The organism is Noviherbaspirillum pedocola (assembly GCF_016632335.1).
Taxonomy (GTDB): Bacteria; Pseudomonadota; Gammaproteobacteria; order Burkholderiales; family Burkholderiaceae_D; genus Noviherbaspirillum_A; species Noviherbaspirillum_A pedocola.
The window spans coordinates 21,913-41,392 of record NZ_JAEPBG010000020.1 but is presented as its reverse complement, the minus strand read 5'-3'; the positions used below and the strand labels follow the sequence as shown (position 1 = coordinate 41,392).

Sequence of the window (19,480 nt, the reverse complement as noted above, 5' to 3'; positions counted from 1 at the left end):
CATGAATGCCACGCCACAGCTGCGCCTGGCTTTTTATGGCGACGACTTCACCGGCTCCACCGATGCGCTGGAAGTGCTTGCATTCGCCGGACTGCGTTGTGCTCTGTTCCTCAAGCCGCCCAGTGTCGAGACGCTTGACACGCTGGGCCCGTTTGATGCCATTGGCGTCGCCGGCGACAGCCGGAGCATGTCTCCCGAAGAAATGGATCAAACCCTGCCGCACACGCTGGGTGCGCTGGCAGCATTACCTGTGCCGTTGGTGCACTACAAGGTTTGTTCAACCTTCGACAGTTCTGCCGCGGTCGGAAGTATCGGCCGGGTCATGGACATTGCTCGCGAAGCATTTGGTGCAGGTCCGATTCCAATTGTGGCGGCGACGCCTGCACTGGGCAGGTACTGCGCCTTCGGTAATCTGTTTGCCCGCTCCGGCACGGATGGCCTGGTGTATCGGCTGGATCGCCATCCCATCATGAGCCGCCATCCGACCACGCCGATGTCCGAAGCAGACCTTGCAGCGCACTTGGGAGCGCAAACGCGTCAGGCAATTACCAAGTTCACGCTGCCGCTGTACGAAGCAGGGGAGCCAGCAATGGATAGCGAACTCGCACGCATCGCTTTGGACAAGTCAGGCGGCGTCGTTTTCGACGGCACTACCTCGGCCCATCTGACGCAAGTCGGACGCTTGCTCGATCGTCTCAGCGCCGGCCGCTCCCGTCCGCTGTTCTGTGTCGGCTCATCGGGACTGGAATATGCGGTGACCCAGTGGTGGCGCGAGGCTGGCGAGGCAACTGCCGGGGCTACCACGCAATATGAAACCTTCGAAGCCGTCCCGCAGGTGCTCGCCGTGTCGGGCAGCGCTTCGCCACTAAGCAGGATGCAGGTCGACGCCGCCATTGCGCACGGATTCTTCGACCTTGCGGTGGATGCCTCCAGCCTGGTCGCGGATGAACGCTGGGAAACCGAACTGGAGCGCCTGCAGGGCCAGGCAGTGGTGGCATTGCGTGCGGGGCGCAGCGTGATCGCACACACCGCACGCGGTCCCGACGATGATCGGATCGCGGCAATGACATCACAGCTGGTTGCGCAAGGCATGAGCAAGGAAATGGCCAAACACGTTGGTGGACGATTGCTGGCACAGCGCCTGGGTCACTTTGTCGATGGCGTATTACGTGTGGTGCGCATCGAGCGCCTTCTGGTCTCGGGTGGCGACACCTCCAGCCATGTCACTCAGCACTTGGCACCCGACGCCCTGGTAGTTGCCGCCCGCCTTGCGCCCGGTGCGCCGCTGTGCCGCGTGCTTTCGGATCAGCCGCATCTTGCCGGCCTGGAGATTGCACTGAAGGGCGGGCAGATGGGCCAGGCCGATTATTTCATTAAAGCCCTACAAGGCACCCAAGCATAACTACCCGGAAATTTTTTTCAGAACGATAAGGAGACAGGAACCATGAATCAATTCACACGCCGTCAATTCTTGATCAGCACTGCAGCTGCAGTGGCCGCTCCAGCGCTGGTCATGCCGAAGTTTGCCCGCGCCGCTGAAATCAATCTCAAGTTCGGCACCAATCTGCCGGCGAACCATCCGCTGAACATCCGCGCCAACGAGGCAGCCGAACGCATCCTGAAGGAAACGGGAGGACAGGTTCAACTCAATGTTTTCCCCAACAATCAGCTTGGCAACGATGCCGACATGCTGTCGCAATTGCGAGCTGGCGCAATCGACTTCTTTACAGTTTCCGGCGTGAATGTCTTGTCCCAGATGGTGCCGGTGTCGTCGATATACGGGCTGGGTTTTGCGTTTTCTGATGAGGACACTGTACACCGGGCACTGGACGGGGACCTGGGCAAATACCTGCGCGGTAAGTTCACCAAGGTAGGGCTGATGGCCATGGACAATATCTGGAGTTCGGGCTTCCGCCAGATCACCAACAGCGTTCGGCCGATCACTACGCCCGATGACCTCAAAAACCTGAAGATACGGGTTCCAGTGAGTCCGCTTTGGACATCACTGTTCCAGCATCTCGGTGCAGCGCCAGCTTCGATCAATTTCGCCGAAGTGTACTCCTCGCTCCAGACCAAGGTCGTTGATGGCCAGGAAAACCCGCTGTCCATCATCTCGATCGCCAAGCTTTACGAAGTGCAGAAGTATTGCTCGATGACGAACCACATGTGGGATGGCTTCTGGTGCATGAGCAGCATGAAAGCATGGAATCGCTTGCCAGAAAAAGTACGCCCCATCGTCGCACAAAATCTGAACCGCTCCGCTCTGGATATGCGTGGCGACGTCGCAAAGCTGAATGTCTCGCTCAAAGGCGATCTGCAGGCCAAGGGAATGGTGTTCAACACGCCGGATCCAGCGCCGTTCCGCACCATGCTGTCGAAGTCGGGTTTCTATGCCGAGTGGCGCAAGAAGTACGGCGACGAAGCATGGGAGATGCTGGAGAAGTACACCGGGAAATTGGGGTGAGCCATGCACATCGCACACACGAATGCCGCGGCAGACCAGCCGCGGAATGCCATCAGCGCCGGCGCGGCACGCATACAACGCCTGCTCGGCCACTGCCTGGCAGTGCCGGCCGCGCTGCTGGTGGCGGTTGAGATCTTCGTGCTGCTGGCCGGAGTGATCGGCCGCTACGTTTTTCACGCCCCACTGGTATGGTCGGATGAACTTGCCTCCATCCTGTTCCTGTGGCTGGCAATGCTCGGCTCGGCTGTGGCGTTCGAAAAAGGCGAGCACATGCGCATGACAGCCGTGGTCGGCAAGCTTTCCCCAGCCACGCGCGCATTCGTCGACGTGCTGGCAACGGTGGCCGCGCTGGTGTTCCTGGCATTGGTGCTGCCGCATGCGCTGGAATATGCGCAGGAGGAAGCCGTGATCAGCACGCCGGCGCTGGATATCGCAAACAGCTGGCGCGTGGCGGCCATGGCCGTGGGCTTTGGCATGATGGCGCTACTGTCCGTGTTGCGCCTGGCACAGTTCGCCGATAGAAAGACCGTGGTCAAGGCGTTTGCGCTCGCAGCGATGTTAGTCATTGGCATGTGGATGCTACAACCGGTATTTCATAAGCTCGGCAATGTGAACCTGGTGATTTTCTTTGTCATCGTGGTCGCGGCCTGCGTGTTTGCCGGCGTACCGATCGCATTCGCATTTGGCCTGGCGACGCTGGGATACATCATGCTGACCACCTCGACGCCGGTAATGATCGTGGTTGGCCGCATGGACGAAGGAATGAGCCATCTCATGCTGCTTTCGGTGCCCTTGTTCGTGTTCCTGGGTCAGTTGATCGAGATGACTGGCATGGCGCGCGCGATGGTGGCTTTCCTGGCGAGCCTGCTGGGCCATGTGCGCGGTGGCCTGCACTATGTGCTGGTGGGCGCCATGTACCTGGTATCAGGAATTTCCGGCTCCAAGGCAGCCGACATGGCTGCGATCGCGCCGGTGCTGTTCCCCGAAATGAAAAACCGCGGTGCGAGGGAAGGCGATCTGGTTGCGCTGCTATCGGCAACCGGCGCCCAGACAGAGACGATACCGCCGAGCATTGTGCTGATCACGATCGGCTCGGTGACGGGCGTATCGATCTCGGCTCTGTTCACAGGGGGCATGCTGCCGGGCGTCGTGCTCGCCATCGGATTGATCGGCGTGGTGTTCTGGCGCTATCGTGGCGAGGACTTGTCGCAGGTGGTGCGGGCAAACCGGGCCGAGATCGCAAAGTCCTTCGTTGTGGCCGTTCCCGCAATCGCGCTTCCCTTCATCATCCGTGCCGCCGTGGTCGAGGGCGTCGCGACGGCCACCGAGGTATCGACGATCGGCATTGTCTACGCAGTTGTCGCCGGACTTGTCATCTATCGCAAGTTCGACTTCCGGCGCCTGTACCCGATGCTGGTAGAGACGGCGAGTCTGTCCGGTGCAATCCTTCTGATCATCGGCGCGGCCACGGCGATGGCCTGGGGGCTTACCCAGTCCGGTTTCTCGCGTACGCTCGCCGATGCGATGCGCTCGCTGCCAGGCGGCGCCGCAGGTTTCATGGCTGTTTCCATCCTGGCTTTCGTGATCCTCGGCAGCGTACTGGAAGGGATACCGGCCATCGTACTGTTCGGCCCTCTGGTATTTCCGATAGCCCGTGCCATGGGCATCCATGAAGTCCATTACGCGATGGTCGTGATTCTGTCGATGGGCATTGGCCTTTTTGCCCCGCCGTTCGGGGTCGGCTATTACGCCGCATGCGCAATCTCGAAAGTTCACCCGGACGAAGGAATCCGCCCCATCTTCGGATATATCGCCGCCATGGTCGTGGGATTGATCATCGTCGCGGCAGTGCCATGGATTTCCATCGGCTTTCTTTAACACAGGAGAACACTATGCAGAATCAGAGCAATCAGGATCGCGTTGCCGTCGTCGTCGGCGGCGCCATGGGCATAGGCGCGGAAGTCTGTCAGCGCCTTGGCGCAGCGGGCTACACAGTGGTCGTCGCAGATCGCGACATGGAAGCCGCAAAGGAACGCGTGGGGCAACTCAGCGCAACAGGCTTGCGCGCCGAGGCCCAGCAGATCGACGCAGGCGATGCTGCATCCGTGGCACAGGCCTTCAGCGAAATCGAAAGCCGGCATGCCCGCTGCGATGTACTGGTGAACTGCGCCGGCATCGCAAAGGTCTTTCCTTTCCTCGAATTCCCGCTTGAGAATTTCCTCGCAACGATGAATGTCAACGTCACCGGCACGCTACTGTGCGCTCAGCATGCAGCCCGGCTGATGCTCAAGCATAAATGGGGACGTATCGTGAACTTGGCATCGGTTGCAGGCCAGCGTTCTGTGGGCACGGGGCGCACTGCCTACGGCACATCGAAGGGAGCGGTCATTGCGCTGACGCGGCAGATGGCCGTGGAACTCGCCGAGCATGGCATCACCGCAAACACGGTATCGCCCGGTCCGGTCGACACGCCGATGACCCGCGTGCTCCACACGGACCAGTTCCGCAAGGAATATACCCACGCCATTCCCATGGATCGTTATGGATCGACTGCGGAAATCGCTGCGGCCGTGATGTATTTCGTCGGAGAAGAGGCCGGGTACACCACAGGTGTGGATCTGCCGGTGGATGGTGGCTTCTTGGCATCGGGAGCGCGCAAGCTGGCGTAAGGCGTGGACTTGCGCATCTCAGCAAGCAGAGAGCGCACACGGCATCAAGGAAAAAGCACGCCAGCCGTCATCCAGGACTGGCGTCCAGGACAAAACGAGCGTCATGGCCCTGAATCGGACTCCGCTGTATGGCGACGAGCAGAGGCGCCCCGGAGCGCCCGGTGGCGAGTTCCTCGCCGGGCCAAGCCTCAGGAAGTGAATGATTTGCGCGTGATATTGATCACGGCGACGGACTAGAGAGAGACTGGCATGCACCGCAACCGCAAGGCAAAAATTGTCGCTACCATCGGGCCGGCAAGCAATACAAAGGAAACCATTGAAGCCTTATTTCATGCTGGCGTCGATGTATTCCGGATGAATTTCAGCCATGGCACGCACGAGGATCACAAGAGACGGCTCGACATCATCCGGGCGGTTGAAACAGAGGTAGGGCGCCCTATTGGGGTGCTACTTGACTTGCAGGGGCCCAAACTCCGTATCGGCACATTTACGGACGGACCGGTCATGCTGGAGAACGGTGCCCGGTTTCGTCTCGATCTGGACAATAAAAAGCCAGGAGATCAGCGCCGCGTCTCACTTCCCCATCCGGAAATTTTTGCTGCATTGACTGAAGGCGCGAGATTGCTACTCGACGACGGCAAGATCGATCTGCAAGTCGAACGTTGCGGTCCGGACTTCGCTGATACCAGAGTAATCAACGGCGGCATGCTATCGGAGCGCAAGGGGGTTAATGTTCCCGGTGTAGTGCTGCCCATGTCCGCAATGACAGAGAAAGACAGAAGAGATCTCGACTACGGCCTGGCGCTGGGTATCGATTGGGTTGCGCTGTCCTTTGTGCAGCGGCCCGAAGATATCGAAGAAGCCAAGGAGGTCATACAAGGCCGGGCATCAATCATGGCGAAGCTGGAAAAGCCGGCGGCCATCAACCAGCTCGAACAGATCGTGCATGCTTCCGACGCCATCATGGTGGCTCGGGGCGACCTCGGTGTGGAGATGCCTGCCGAGCAGGTGCCGGCCATTCAAAAGCGCATCGTGCGCATGTGCCGACAGTTGGGAAAGCCCGTGATTGTGGCTACGCAAATGCTTGAGTCGATGATCAATGCGCCAGTGCCAACCCGCGCAGAAGCGTCGGACGTTGCAACCGCCATCTACGACGGAGTTGACGCGGTAATGTTGTCAGCCGAGTCCGCATCGGGAAAGTTTCCGGTTGAGGCAGTTCGCATGATGAGCAGCATTATCGATCAGACCGAAGCCGATCCATTTTTCATCGAGACGATGAAGGCATCCCATAGCCCTGCGCGTGCTGAGATTGCCGACGCAATTGGATTGGCAATGCGCAATGTCGTGGACCTGCTGGATGCTGCCGCCACTGTCGCTTACACCAGCTCTGGCTATTCCGCTTTGCGCATGGCGCGGGAACGTCCAAAGGCACGCATTATCGGGATGACGCCCAAGCTCAGTACCGCCCGCAAGCTTGCCCTGGTATGGGGAGTACACCCAGTTCTAACCCACGATGTCGCGGCCGTCTCGGAGATGACCATATTTGCATGCCAAACCGCAGCACGCGAGGGATTGGCAAAAAGAGGCCAGACCGTTGTTATCGCGGCGGGCATGCCCTTTGGCACACCAGGGACGACAAACTTACTGCGTATTGCACAGGTTGAATGAGTTTGCCCTGGTCCCGAATTCAAACTGTTTCAAGGAGAAAGAGTTGAGCACTATCGTAGATATCATCGGCCGCGAAGTGATCGATTCCCGTGGCAATCCGACCGTGGAATGCGACGTGCTGCTGGAATCCGGCGTGATGGGCCGCGCCGCGGTGCCGTCGGGCGCCTCCACCGGTTCGCGCGAAGCAATCGAGCTGCGCGACGGCGACAAGAGCCGCTACTTCGGCAAGGGCGTGCTCAAGGCCTGCGAGAACATCAATACCGAAATCTCCGAAGCAATCATGGGCCTGGATGCGAATGAGCAGGCCTTTCTGGACCGCACCCTGATCGACCTCGACGGCACTGACAACAAGGCCCGCCTCGGCGCCAACGCGACGCTGGCGGTATCGATGGCGGTAGCCAAAGCCGCGGCCGAGGAAGCCGGCCTGCCGCTTTACCGCTACTTCGGCGGTTCCGGCGCGATGCAGATGCCGGTGCCGATGATGAACGTCATCAACGGCGGCGCGCACGCTGATAACAACCTTGATCTGCAGGAATTCATGATCATCCCGGTCGGCGCGCCCAGCTTCCGCGAGGCGATCCGCTATGGCGCCGAGGTGTTCCACACGCTGAAGAAGATCCTGCATGACAACCGCCTGACCACCGCGGTCGGCGACGAAGGCGGTTTCGCGCCGTCCGTGGCCAATCATGAAGCCGCGATCAAGCTGATCCTGCAGGCGATCGAGCAGGCCGGCTACGAGCCGGGCACCCAGATCGCGCTGGGCCTGGACTGCGCCGCGTCCGAGTTCTACAAGGATGGCAAGTATCGCCTCGATGGCGAAGGCCTGACGCTGTCTTCGTCCGACTTCACCAACCTGCTGGCGACCTGGTGCGACAAGTATCCGATCATCTCGATCGAGGACGGCATGGCCGAGAACGACTGGGACGGCTGGGCCACGCTGACCAAGACCCTGGGCGGCAAGATCCAGCTGGTGGGCGACGACCTGTTCGTCACCAACACCAAGATCCTGAAGGAAGGCATCCAGAAGAACATCGCCAATTCCATCCTGATCAAGATCAACCAGATCGGCACCCTGACCGAGACCTTTGCCGCCATCGAAATGGCCAAGCGCGCCGGCTACACCGCGGTGATCTCGCACCGTTCCGGCGAGACCGAGGACAGCACGATTGCCGACATCGCGGTGGGCGCCAATGCGCTGCAGATCAAGACCGGCTCGATGTCGCGCTCGGATCGCATGGCGAAATACAACCAGTTGCTGCGCATCGAGGAAGATCTGGGCGATATCGCCAGCTATCCGGGCCGCGAAGCGTTTTTCAACATTAATTGAGTACGTCTCGTAAAAAAGCTCTTCCCATGTCAAGAAGGCTTAGCGCAAAAATCTGGTGAGACATCCTACCGACCGGGGGTCAACATCACCGTTGGCTTGCCGGTAAATCGCAGCTCGGTGGACCACGGCACGGCTTTCGACATCGCAGGCACAGGCTTCGCCGACGAAGGCAGCATGCTGGAAGCAAGGCGCAAGGCCATCGCCCTAGCCACGCGGCGCGGCTGACGCCCGGTCCAACTATTCCGGGATATGACGGCATGTCTGACGTATTGGCTTCGCCGGGCACATTAACCAGCCTTAGGCACCTGAAAATACGACTCTGCGCGCGGGCCTGTTGCAGACAATGCGGTTGTCGGCGCCCTCTGTTCGCGGCTGCTTTGCGCTGGGGCCGTTCAGTCTGACCACCATGCGCCGCAACGTTGGATGGCAATGACAAAAACTGAAAAACGCCGTGAAGTGATCCTCGACATCGTCAACAAGGAGGCGACGAACGCCGAAGCACTGAGCCGCCGCTTCGGGGTTTCGGAGTCCTCGATCCGCCGCGATCTTGCCGAGCTTGCCAACGACGGCTGTATCGTACGGACCTACGGCGCCGCCGCCCCGTCGCCTGCGCTTCTGCCTCATTTGGCAGTCAATCAGCGTGTTGCCCTTGATCTCGACCCGGACCTCTTCGATGAACAAGCTGCTCATCGCCGTCCCATCCCGCCTGTCCGCTGTTCACGCATATTTTGCGAGCACCTCTTGCACTTTCCTGTGGTCGCTCATGCTTTCCTTTTCAGGCAACCGAGATCACGAGCTTGCCGTCGGCTTTGCCATCGATGAGGTCGCGGTGTGCAGCAGTCACGTCGCCCAGGGTGTACCTCGTCGGATCGAGCCGCACCTTGATCTTGCCGGCCTCGACGAGGCGGGTGGCTTCGCGCATGATGGCACCATGCGCGGCGCGCCCCTTGCCGCGGATGAGCGGCAGCAGGGTGAACACCCCGGAATAGGTCGCCGCGCGGAAGGAAAGCGGCGCCAGTGCATGGGTGCCCCAGCCCAGGCAGCTGACAACATGTCCGCCGTAGAGTCGCGCCGCGCGGAAGGATGCGTCCAGCGTCGCACCGCCGACCGTGTCGTACACGATGTCGAAGCCGTCGCCCGCGGTGTACCGATCGACATAATCTTCCACAGTGTTGGCCCTGAAGTCGATGGCGGTCGCGCCATACCCTTCGATAGTGGCACGCTGGCTGGCCTCGCCGGTCGCGTAGACCTCGGCGCCGAATGCACGCGCGATCTGCACGGCGATATGGCCGACGCCACCGGCTCCCCCATGCACTAGCACCTTTGCGCCATGCCCAACCTGGGCGCGGTCGACCAGGCCTTCCCAGGCGGTAATGAAGACGAGCGGCAAGGCGGCGGCTTCGCGCATCGACATCGTCTTCGGCTTGTGGGCGAGCAGTTCCGCATCGACCGCTGCGTACTGGGCCAGCGAACCCTGCACGCCGGCGATGCCGCCGCTCATGCCGTACACCTCGTCGCCCGGCTGGAATCCGGCAACGCCACCGCCGACTGCTTCGACCACGCCAGCCATGTCGATGCCGAGAATCGCCGGCAGGACAGTACGGGCATGGTCGGCCTTGCCGGCGGCGATTTTGGTGTCCAGCGGGTTGACGCCGCTCGCTTCGATCCGGACCAGCACTTGGCCGGGACCTGCCGAGGGGCGCGCGACATCGGTCAGCATCATCGGCTCGCCGAAGGATTGCAGGACGACTGCTTGCATGGTGGTGGGGGTAGTCATGATCACTCCTTTCAATGGATGCGATCCAGTGTACGGGCCGCGCCGCTGCGAAAAAACGGGGCAGTGGCCAATGCAGAATTCCGGATTCCAGAACAGTCGAAGGGCGCTGCTACAATTCTCGGCCGTCGTGGAGCAATCAGAGAAAGAAGAGAATGGATCGCCTGGATGCGTTGAAAGTCTTCTGCAGTGTCGTGGATGCGGGAGGGTTCAGGCGTGCCGCCGACCGGCTCGGGATCTCCACGACCTCGGTCACCACCCAAGTAGCGGCGCTCGAGGCACACTTTCGCGTCAAACTGCTGAATCGGACGACGCGCAGCATGTCCGTCACCGAAGAGGGGCGCCAGTGCTACGAAAACGCCATGCGCCTGCTGGCGGACATGAACGAGCTGGAAGACGTCCTACGCCACTCGACGACAGCCCCGAGCGGCCTATTGCGGGTCGATATGCCCGGGATTATCGGCACCAGGATCATCTCTCCGGCGCTCCCGCGCTTTCTGACGGATTATCCGGAAGTTACGGTACGCATGAGCGCCAATGACCGGCTGGTCGACATGGTCGACGAAGGCATCGATGTGCTCGTCAGAATCGGGAATCTGGTTGACTCCCGCCTGGTGGCGCAGACATTGGCAGGCACGCGCTACGTCTGCTGCGCCTCACCGGATTACCTGGCCCGGCGCGGCAGCCCGACATCGCCGGAAGACCTGGACCGCTTCGCGTGCCTGAATTTCCTCTACCCGAAGTCGCGCCGTGTCCGGCCCTGGTATTTCCAGCGCGATGGCCAGGTCAGCTCGATCGCCCCGCGGGGCATCTTCGTCACCGATCACGTCGAGAGCCTGATCGGCGCGGCGATCGCCGGCGGCGGCATTATCCAGGTACTGTCGGTCTCGGTGCAGGACAGGATCGCGAGCGGCGCGTTGGTGCCGCTATTGACGGACTGGACGGCGCCAGGCCCGGACGTGGCGGTGCTGTTCCAGCAACGGCAACTGCGCGCTGCCAAGGTGAAGGTGTTCGTCGATTTCCTGCATGAGATTTTCCGGACGCGCCCTCACGGCATGCTCGCTGGGACTGACGCCCTGTAAAGATGGATGGGCTGCGCATATCGTCCGCTGCAGCTTCCTTGATCAGATCGCGCCCTTGGCCGGATGCGACATCATTAGACATGCAAAGCTTCATTGCTGGCGGGCGTTTGACGCGAACGCCTACGGCATCATTCCGCCAATCGAAACGATGAATTTGCAGATTCGCTGTTTGTTTGGCGGGAAGCGCTCCCCAGAATGGGCGATGTCATCAAGTCAAAGGAAAGCGACATGTCAAAGGTCTGGATGGTTACCGGTAGCTCCGTTGGCTTGGGCCGGGCGGTCGTAGAGGCCGCGCTCGCCGCTGGCCATCGCGTTATCGCGACAGCGCGCAAGGTTTCAACGCTTGATGAGCTTGCCGCACGACACCCCGATAATCTGCTGGCCCTCGGCTTGGATGTTCATTGCCGGCCGGCCTGGGATGCGGCGGTCGCGGCAGGCGTCACCCGCTTCGGAGCGATCGACGTACTGGTGAACAATGCTGGCTTTGGGGCGGTAGGGCCTGTCGAAAATACACCGGTCGAGGTCGTCCGCCGCCTGCTTGATACCAATCTGATCGGCGCAGTGCATGCGTGCCAGGCCATCATCCCGACGCTGCGTAGACAGGGCCATGGTCACATCATCCTGATCTCGTCAATTGGCGCGCGTATCGCGACGCCTGGCGCAGCCTTCTATTACGCTTCGAAGGCTGCGGTATCGGCACTTGCGGAAAGCCTGGCGCTCGAGGTCGGGCCGCTTGGCATCAAGGTGACGGCCGTCGAGCCTGGCGGAATGCGTACCCGTTTCGCGGAGTCTTCTTCACTCACGGTGAGTGAGCCGGATCCTGCCTATGCCAAGACGGTTGGCGCCACCATCGCGATGATGCAATCGTCGGAATACCGTTCATATCTCGGCGATCCGGCAGGGCATGCTGTCATGGTGCTTGCGCTCGCCGAGCTGGAGTCGCCTCCAGTTCGTATCCTTGCCGGTATAGATGCCGTGATGTATGGAGTCCAAGCTGGCGAACATCGCGCCATCTCTGATGCACAATGGAAGCTGCTTGGGCAATCAGCCACCGTCCAGTAAATCCTGGCATTGGGTCTATAGCAATCAGTCAGGCCATGATGTACAAAGTGCGGTCGGCGTACCAGCCGAAGCCGTACGGTTTCGTACTGAAGACTGGAAACGAGAAGCTTCTGACGCGTTGTGAATCTAACTTCCAGACCGTAGATGTGGTGAGGAACGTCTGCTTAAGGTCGTCACCCACCATAGCCTTATGGCCATCGGTATCGCGTGCGGCGAGACCCGGTAACAGTTCCATGAATGTACTGGCGCCCAAGCGTCAGGCATCGAATGGTTTCTTGCCCAAGGTTTGCACCACATGGTCCACGAAACAGGTAATGCGCGCGGCCAGCGCGGTATTGCGGTAGTAGACGGCGTTGACCGCCTGGCGTACGTCCAGTGCCTGTTTCGCAAAGAGTGGCACCAGCTTTCCACGACGACGATCCTCGCGCGTCATGAAGTCTGACAGGCAGGCAATGCCCAGGCCCGCCAGGGCCATGTGCCGCAGCGTTTCGCCGCTGGAAGACGCGATGTCTGGCTGGATGTGCAGGACGCTTCCGTTGGCATCGTGCAGCGGCCAGTCGTTCAGTGTGTCGGGGTGGCTAAAGCCCAACAGCACATGCTGCTGCAGCTGAGCCGGCTTGGCTGGCATACCGTGGCGCTCGATATAGGCGGGACTGGCGAGCATGCGCAAGCGGCTGGCGCCGACGGGCCGGGCGTGCAAGGTGGAATCCTTCAAGACGCCTATGCGGAAGGCCACGTCCGTACGTTTCTCGATCAGGTCGGTAATGCCTTCGTTCGAATTCAGTTCCAGGTCCACTTCGGGATAACGGGCGCGAAAACCTTCGATCAGGGGCACGAGCACGTGGAGCATGAAAGGCGTCGCGGCATCGACGCGCAGCCGACCGGCCGGACGCAAGCGCCGCGCCGCCATCTGCTCTTCCGCTTCATCGACCGAGGCAAGGATGGCGCGGGCGTGCTGCAGGAAGGCTGCGCCTTCCTCAGTCAGCTCCAGCCGCCGCGTCGTGCGACGCAGAAGCGTGGTCTGCAGTTTTTCTTCCAGCCGACCCAGCGTACGACTCACGGCCGATACCGTCAGCCCGAGCAGTTCCGATGCCGCGGTGATGGAACCCGTGTCCACGACGGCCACGAAGGCCTGCAATTCGTCGAGCGTGGTTTTCATTCTTGACCTGAAATCAAAAGATTCTAGCGGCGGCTACGCTTAATCTGCAAATATAAAGCCGGCACAATGCGCCATCGAAAGATCAATCCCTTCCTTTCATGGAGAAGTGCCGTTGAAATCTTCTACTGCTCTATTTGCCCTGGCCATAGGCGCGTTCGCCATTGGCACCACTGAATTCACGCCCATGGGACTGTTGCCCGTCATCGCCGACGGCGTGGGAGTGAGCATTCCCAGCGCGGGCATGCTCGTGTCCGCTTATGCCATCGGGGTCATGGCCGGCGCGCCTGTCATGACCTTGCTCTTCAGCCGATATGGCAAACGTGCGGCCCTGATGTCGCTGATGCTCATCTTCACCATCGGCAACCTGTTGTCCGCATTCGCTCCCGGCTATACGACACTGCTACTGTCGCGCCTCATCACGAGCCTGAATCATGGCGCCTTCTTCGGCATCGGGTCCGTGGTGGCGGCCAGTGTCGTTCCCCGGGAAAAACAGGCCAGCGCGATTGCGGCCATGTTCATGGGCTTGACCGTGGCCAACGTAGGCGGTGTTCCGGCTGCCACCTGGATCGGGCAGCAGATAGGCTGGCGCCTGGCCTTCGGCGGGACGGCCGCGCTCGGCCTCCTTGCCATCGCCGCGCTGTGGCTGGCGCTGCCCAAGGGCGAGCCCGGCATGCGTCCGGATGTGCGCCGCGAGCTGAAGGTGCTCATGCGCCGTGATGTGCTGCTGGCCATGGGCACTACCGTACTGGGGTCCGGCGCGATGTTTGCGCTCTATACCTATGTGGCGCCAGTGCTGGCCGATATCACCCATGCCAGCCCGAGCTTCGTGGCAATCGCCCTGGTGTTGATCGGCATCGGCTTCACGCTCGGTAACAGCCTGGGCGGTCGCCTGGCCGACTGGTCGCTCGACGGCGCCACCAAGCTCATCCTTGCCACGCTTGCGATCGTGATGGCCTTGCTGCCGCTGGTGCTGACTACCCACGCAGGCGCGGCCATCGGACTCGTTGTCTGGGGCGCCGCCGCCTTTGGCATCGTGCCCCCGGTGCAGATGCGCGTCATGCAGGCAGCGGCCCAGGCCCCGGGTCTGGCTTCATCCGTCAACATCGGCGCATTCAACCTTGGTAATGCGATCGGTGCTGCTCTGGGCGGGGCTGTCATCAGCCAAGGGTTGAGCTTTGCCGCCGTGCCACTGGTCGGCACGGCGCTGGCTGCCGGCGGCCTGGTGCTGGTCTGGCTGGGCGAGCGTGGTCGTCGCCGTGCTTCTGTGACTTCCTGTTCTTCTTCCATCTGAAGAAGCGTAGCGATGTACTATGCAGCCAATTCCCGCGCGACAAAACAATACGATCCCGATCGGGTCGGCAAGACAGCACCGGAGACATGACATGGTCGCACCGCTACGTGAATTCATCATCAGCCTGTCGGCACTGCTCGACGGGCGTCCAGACGAGGAACGCATACTGCAGGAAGGCAGCGCGCTGCTGGCGAAACTGGTCGAGCATGATGATTGGCTGCCCGACATCTACGCGCAGCCGCATCCTCAGCATTACCAGCAGGTATTGCTGCACTGTGATTCGTCGGAACGCTTCTGCGTGGTGGCATTCATCTGGGGGCCGGGGCAGCGCACGCCGATTCATGACCACACGGTGTGGGGCCTGATCGGCATGCTCAGGGGCGCGGAATATTCGCAGCCTTACGCACTCGACGCGGAAGGAAATCCAAGGCCGCAAGGCGAAGCGGTACGCATCGATCCCGGACAGGTGGAAGCGGTGTCGCCTGCCATTGGCGACATCCACCAGGTGCATAACGCCTACGGCGACCGCGTGTCGATCAGTATCCATGTCTACGGCGCCAATATCGGCGCCGTAAAACGTTCCGTCTACGCCGAAGATGGCGTGCGCAAGTCCTTCATCTCCGGTTACTCCAACACACAGCTCCCCAATTTATGGGACCGTTCCAGGGAACTCCAATGACGCCAGCCATTCCTTTCATCACCCCCGCCGCTGTCCGGCAGATCCTGCTCGACCGCCAGGAAATCGCATTGATCGACGTACGCGAAGAAGATCCTTACGCGCAGTCGCATCCACTGTGGGCGGCCAATTTTCCGCTGTCGAAGCTGGAACTCGAGGCGTGGTCACGCATCCCGCGCCGTGACACCGTGATCGCCATCTATGGCGAGCATGACGGCATCGATCTTGCGCCGCGTGCCGCGAAGGTGTTGCGTGAGCTTGGCTATACCAATGTGCACCTCCTCGAAGGAGGACTTGCCGGATGGATAGCCGCCGGTGGTGAGACCTTTCGCGACGTCAATGTGCCGAGCAAGGCCTTCGGCGAATTGGTCGAATCCATGCGCCACACGCCATCGCTTCCCGCGCAGGAAGTACAAGCCTTGCTCGATGCGCATGCCGATGTCGTGGTGGTCGACGCGCGCCGCTTCGACGAGTACCAGACCATGAGCATTCCCACCGCCGTCAGCGTGCCGGGCGCGGAACTGGTATTGCGCGTGCGCGAGCTCGCGCCCGATCCGAACACCCGTGTGATCGTCAACTGCGCAGGCCGCACCCGCAGCATCGTCGGCGCGCAATCGCTGATCAACGCCGGGCTACCCAACCCCGTGGCGGCGCTGCGCAACGGCACCATAGGCTGGAAGCTTGCCGGCCAGGCGCTCGATCACGGCGCCAGCCGCCGCGCACCCGTTGCGGTAAGCGGAACCAATCTTGCCCTTGCACGGAAAGGCGCCCGCGAGATTGCCGTGAAGGCCGGCGTGCGCCGTGTCGCTCATGAAGCGCTGCCGTCGCTGCGCGCGTCAGGCCGCACCGTGTACCAATTCGATGTGCGTACGCCTGAAGAATTCGTCGCGGGCCACCTCCCTGGCTTCGTCAATGCGCCTGGGGGACAGCTGGTTCAGGAAACCGACCACAATGCCCCCGTGCGTGGCGCGCGCATCGTGCTGGCCGACGACGATGGCACGCGAGCCGACATGAGCGCGTCATGGCTTGCGCAGATGGGATGGGATGTTTGGGTCGTAGATCCGGTCGATTCAAATTTGCGCAGCGAAACTGGCATTACGCATCCACAAATTCCGGTAGCAGAAACCGTTGCGATGGTTAAGCCTCATACCCTGGCAAGCTGGCTGAAGGATGGGAAGGAAGAAGACACCGCCGTGCTCGACTTCAACGCCAGCGCCACCTATGTCAGGCGCCACATTCCCGGCGCATGGTTTGTGATTCGCGCGCAGATGGAGAAGGCACTGCAGGCGATTCCGCCCGCCAAGCGCTATGTGCTTACCTGTGACGCCAGCCAGTTGGCCTGTTTCGCCGCATCCGACCTGAAACGCCTCACGCAAGCCGAAGTGCTGGTGCTCGAAGGCGGTACCCGCGGATGGGTTGATGCCGATCTGCCGACGGAAGAAGGGGAGACGCGGCTCGCCGTGCCGCGCACGGACCGCTACCGCCGTCCTTATGAAGGTACTGACAACGCGGCCGAAGCAATGCAGGCGTATCTGGATTGGGAATTCGGGCTGATCGCACAATTGGAGCGCGATGGCACGCACTTCTTCAAGGTGGCCTGAGCTCGATGCAACTGATGGCGCATGCAGGTACTGCCAGCGTGTCCGAGGGATTTGTTCTCTCCTTGCAGTTTCAAATGCCGCGGGAGCCGGGCAGTAACGGTGGTTTGCGAAGCCGAGATGAATGGCCGTTTGCATGTCTCGGCCCGCTTCTTCAATGGCGAAGCATTCGGTCAGCAAGCAAGCGCATCAGCCTGTAGCCGCTTCCGTGGCTGCTGTGGAAACGATGCGCTTGCTGCGTGCGCTTGAAACGCCTGCACCTGCTCATTCGACTTTCATCGGCATTTTCGCGATCGGATCCAAAGCAATGGTGTCGACAGCGGGCATATAGAGCATGGTCCCGCTGCTGGTGTAGCAGGTCATGGTCTTGGCCCACTGGTCGTACTGAAGCCTGCTTCCGATGGTGACGACTTCCATGTTGTTGTGGTCGAAAACATAGGCGGACCAGCTTTTCGCATTGGGGTCATACACGCCCTGCGCGACATACCGGGTGCCGTAGGTGAGGTAATTGGGATAGCCATAAGCCTTTCCCGAGCAATCCGCCGTAAGGAACACGATGGCGACACTGCCCCAGGTGAAGTATCCCGACTGAGTATTCGGATCTCGTGCATCCCAGGACAGTGGAACCGCCATGGCATCGCCCTGATACTCCAGCAGTGCCGCGTTCTCCACGAAGCGACCGACGAGCTCGCCGTTTGCGTCCACCAGGACCGCCGGGCGCAGCCTGGCATTGCCGCGCCGGGCCGATCCGTTTCCGTAGACTTTATCCGGCACGACGCCGCTCCTGACCGGGGTGTCCTGAGCCGCGCTCCTGTCTCGGTCGGATGCCGCGGAGGATGACGTATTCGCCTGGACCAAGCCCTGCGCCGGCATACCGCTCTGGCTCCATGCCATTTGCGCCGTTGCGAGCAACATGGTTGCGGCCATTCCTTTCATGATCTGCGTAGCCACTTCTGTCTCCTTCACGCCGTGAATCGGCCTTGTTCAGGCTACGCGCCTTCGCTATTCGGAATCCAAGGCCGGGAAAATCGTTTTTGATGTGTCTTAAACGACTGGCGCGGGTCTGGAGCCGAGCTGCGAATACGGAGATGCATGTTCTTGCAGTGAAGCGGTCTTTTTCGTGAAGCATCGCTTCCAGGATTTGTCCTTGATCAGAAATGCGCGGGAAAGATCGTTCCAGTATCAAGAACAAATGCCCTTCAATACCCTGCTGAACAAGCAAAGGACGACAAGCTGATGAAGCAATTCGCCACTATCCTTTTCGCCGCGCTGGTTCCGCTCTCTGCCGCGCGGGCAGCGTTAGTCGACGTCGGCTCCCCGCTGGGCCAGTCCACCGCGGTGCTTGACACCTCCACTGGACTCGAATGGCTCAAGCTGTCGGCAACCGACGGCGAAACGCCTGATCAGGTCTTTGCGCAGATTGCTCCCGGAGGACTGCTGCAAGGCTATCGCTATGCCACCGTCACTGAACTCACCTGCGGCCTGTTCGCGCCCCAGTTGGGTCGGAGCGGATGTCTCTATACCGGGAATACGACGGATGTCGGCCCGGTGCTGGCATTCATGGACCGCTTCGGCAAGTCCTTCGACCAGGTCGGCTTGTTTCAGCCCATGTTTGTCGAAGGGCAGACTCCGATGGTCTATGGAGAGTTCTGGCACCTCACACGCTTTACGGATGCACAGCTGGTCGACTTCGACACACAGCTCGTCAATCTGAGAAACACCCAGCCAGCCGACCACTGGCTCGTTCGCCAGGTGCCTGAGCCTTCGTCATCGATGCTGTTCGGCATTGCGGCGTTGGCACTGGCGACCCGGGCATGGCGCACAAGGCGCAGGATGCCTTGATGAGTCCAGCAACCCGCGATGTTCGGCCCTCACTCCGATAAGGACGACTGGCATCCAGGAATTCCCGAAATGAAATCTGCCGACCCGATGAAACTGTTGATCGTCCTGTGGGCGCTTGCGTTCTGTTCCACGCTTGCCCGTGCAGTTGAGATCCGCTTCACTGCGGAGATTCCCGGCTTCGGTGGAACTGCCGTGTCTTCCATTCGTGATCAGGTTGATAGCCTGATCCCGTCAGGATCGATTCTCTCCGGCTCCATTCAGTACGACTCGACAGCGCAGGCGCTCTCAAGCACTTCCGTCATCGAAGGTTCAACGGGGGGAACCATCCTGCTGAAGACTTATCGCGGCACCGGGGTTTTCCTTGCCGTGAACGGCATTGCCGCCACTGCCGACTCGATCAACATCAGGGTAGGCAGCGGCGCATTCAATTCCCTGGAATTCGATGCGTCTGCCCTTGGCAACAATCTGACCTCGTCCGGCAGCCCGCTCCCTGTCGCCGATTTATTCCTGGGCTTGTATCAGGGAACGACACCATTTGTTGATTCCTCTTTGCCGAGTGCATCGGATCTCGCTGCGAGCGATTTTGGCTTCAGGGTGTTCTTCCTCGGTATCGCAAAGGATGTGCGCAATACCGCGACCGATGTTGCTGTCGCGAGCTCACGTGTCACCTCGGTGTCCTTTGCGGATGGCACGCCTATCTCCGAGCCGCCCGTTGTCGGCCTGCTGGGGCTGGGAGTCATCGTCGCTGCTGTGGCGCGCGGCAAGCATGCTCTTCCTGCCCGGTTGAGGAAACCGACAGCTGGCTCCATGTAAGCCGCATCCTGTCGCACGCCGTTTGCCTCCACAGCGCCGGCCACGTACGGTGGCG

Annotated in this window: 17 protein-coding genes and 1 pseudogene; 15 read left to right on the top strand and 3 right to left on the bottom strand. The window is 60.8% G+C overall.

The features are described 5' to 3' along the window. Nucleotide 1 precedes the first annotated feature (1 nt). The 8 genes and pseudogenes from JJB74_RS27470 to JJB74_RS34230 all read left to right on the top strand — a co-directional run bounded on the left by JJB74_RS27470 (nucleotide 2) and on the right by JJB74_RS34230 (nucleotide 8,950). Nucleotides 2-1,402 (top strand): four-carbon acid sugar kinase family protein, encoded by a 1,401-nt coding sequence (locus JJB74_RS27470; RefSeq protein ID WP_200597544.1) that lies wholly within the window; start codon nucleotides 2-4, stop codon nucleotides 1,400-1,402. Between the two features lie 42 nt (nucleotides 1,403-1,444). Then, nucleotides 1,445-2,464, top strand: coding sequence for a TRAP transporter substrate-binding protein (locus tag JJB74_RS27465; RefSeq protein WP_200597542.1), 1,020 nt, complete (start codon nucleotides 1,445-1,447; stop codon nucleotides 2,462-2,464). Between the two features lie 3 nt (nucleotides 2,465-2,467). Next, entirely contained in the window at nucleotides 2,468-4,342 is a 1,875-nt protein-coding gene (locus tag JJB74_RS27460) for a TRAP transporter large permease (protein ID WP_200597540.1), read from the top strand. Nucleotides 4,343-4,356: 14 nt separating this feature from the next. Next, nucleotides 4,357-5,133, top strand: coding sequence for an SDR family NAD(P)-dependent oxidoreductase (locus JJB74_RS27455; protein WP_200597623.1), 777 nt, complete (start codon nucleotides 4,357-4,359; stop codon nucleotides 5,131-5,133). Nucleotides 5,134-5,382: 249 nt separating this feature from the next. Further along, nucleotides 5,383-6,801, top strand: coding sequence for a pyruvate kinase (gene pyk / locus JJB74_RS27450; RefSeq protein ID WP_200597538.1), 1,419 nt, complete (start codon nucleotides 5,383-5,385; stop codon nucleotides 6,799-6,801). A 43-nt stretch (nucleotides 6,802-6,844) separates the two neighbouring features. Then, nucleotides 6,845-8,128, top strand: a complete 1,284-nt coding sequence (eno, locus tag JJB74_RS27445) for a phosphopyruvate hydratase (RefSeq protein WP_200597536.1) — start codon at nucleotides 6,845-6,847, stop codon at nucleotides 8,126-8,128. 75 nt (nucleotides 8,129-8,203) lie between these two features. Next, a pseudogene (locus JJB74_RS27440) lies at nucleotides 8,204-8,353 on the top strand (4-hydroxythreonine-4-phosphate dehydrogenase PdxA); the annotation flags it as partial. A 198-nt stretch (nucleotides 8,354-8,551) separates the two neighbouring features. Continuing rightward, nucleotides 8,552-8,950 (top strand): DeoR family transcriptional regulator, encoded by a 399-nt coding sequence (locus JJB74_RS34230; RefSeq protein WP_200597534.1) that lies wholly within the window; start codon nucleotides 8,552-8,554, stop codon nucleotides 8,948-8,950. On the opposite strand, the gene JJB74_RS27430 is transcribed toward JJB74_RS34230, so the two are convergent. Beyond that, nucleotides 8,904-9,905: a zinc-dependent alcohol dehydrogenase family protein gene (locus tag JJB74_RS27430; protein WP_200597532.1), complete on the bottom strand. Its 1,002-nt coding sequence runs from the start codon at nucleotides 9,903-9,905 to the stop codon at nucleotides 8,904-8,906. The two genes, JJB74_RS34230 and JJB74_RS27430, sit on opposite strands and share 47 nt — an antisense overlap. Before the next feature lie 152 nt (nucleotides 9,906-10,057). Between JJB74_RS27430 and JJB74_RS27425 the strand changes: the two genes are divergently transcribed. Together JJB74_RS27425 and JJB74_RS27420 are read left to right on the top strand one after the other, a co-directional pair. Beyond that, nucleotides 10,058-10,984: a LysR family transcriptional regulator gene (locus JJB74_RS27425; protein ID WP_200597530.1), complete on the top strand. Its 927-nt coding sequence runs from the start codon at nucleotides 10,058-10,060 to the stop codon at nucleotides 10,982-10,984. 228 nt (nucleotides 10,985-11,212) lie between these two features. After that, nucleotides 11,213-12,046, top strand: coding sequence for an SDR family NAD(P)-dependent oxidoreductase (locus tag JJB74_RS27420; RefSeq protein WP_200597527.1), 834 nt, complete (start codon nucleotides 11,213-11,215; stop codon nucleotides 12,044-12,046). Nucleotides 12,047-12,302: 256 nt separating this feature from the next. Here JJB74_RS27420 and JJB74_RS27415 read toward each other — a convergent pair whose 3' ends face one another. Continuing rightward, nucleotides 12,303-13,205: a LysR family transcriptional regulator gene (locus JJB74_RS27415; protein WP_200597526.1), complete on the bottom strand. Its 903-nt coding sequence runs from the start codon at nucleotides 13,203-13,205 to the stop codon at nucleotides 12,303-12,305. A 112-nt stretch (nucleotides 13,206-13,317) separates the two neighbouring features. Between JJB74_RS27415 and JJB74_RS27410 the strand changes: the two genes are divergently transcribed. From JJB74_RS27410 to JJB74_RS27400, 3 genes are all read left to right on the top strand, one after another. Continuing rightward, the gene (locus tag JJB74_RS27410) at nucleotides 13,318-14,496 is read left to right on the top strand and encodes an MFS transporter (protein WP_200597524.1); all 1,179 of its coding nucleotides are present in this window, start codon (nucleotides 13,318-13,320) and stop codon (nucleotides 14,494-14,496) included. A 91-nt stretch (nucleotides 14,497-14,587) separates the two neighbouring features. Further along, nucleotides 14,588-15,175 (top strand): cysteine dioxygenase family protein, encoded by a 588-nt coding sequence (locus JJB74_RS27405; protein ID WP_200597522.1) that lies wholly within the window; start codon nucleotides 14,588-14,590, stop codon nucleotides 15,173-15,175. Then, nucleotides 15,148-16,773: a rhodanese-related sulfurtransferase gene (locus JJB74_RS27400; protein WP_200597520.1), complete on the top strand. Its 1,626-nt coding sequence runs from the start codon at nucleotides 15,148-15,150 to the stop codon at nucleotides 16,771-16,773. Before JJB74_RS27405 ends, JJB74_RS27400 begins: the two co-directional genes overlap by 28 nt. A gap of 261 nt (nucleotides 16,774-17,034) precedes the next feature. Here the strand turns inward: JJB74_RS27400 and JJB74_RS27395 are convergent, their stop codons facing one another. Further along, complete coding sequence (locus JJB74_RS27395; protein ID WP_200597518.1) at nucleotides 17,035-17,721, bottom strand: hypothetical protein; 687 nt, start codon at nucleotides 17,719-17,721, stop codon at nucleotides 17,035-17,037. Nucleotides 17,722-18,006: 285 nt separating this feature from the next. Between JJB74_RS27395 and JJB74_RS27390 the strand changes: the two genes are divergently transcribed. Continuing rightward, on the top strand, nucleotides 18,007-18,612 hold the full coding sequence (locus JJB74_RS27390; protein ID WP_200597516.1) for a PEP-CTERM sorting domain-containing protein: 606 nt from the start codon (nucleotides 18,007-18,009) through the stop codon (nucleotides 18,610-18,612). 69 nt (nucleotides 18,613-18,681) lie between these two features. Beyond that, the gene (locus JJB74_RS27385) at nucleotides 18,682-19,425 is read left to right on the top strand and encodes a hypothetical protein (protein ID WP_200597514.1); all 744 of its coding nucleotides are present in this window, start codon (nucleotides 18,682-18,684) and stop codon (nucleotides 19,423-19,425) included. Nucleotides 19,426-19,480: the final 55 nt, after the last annotated feature.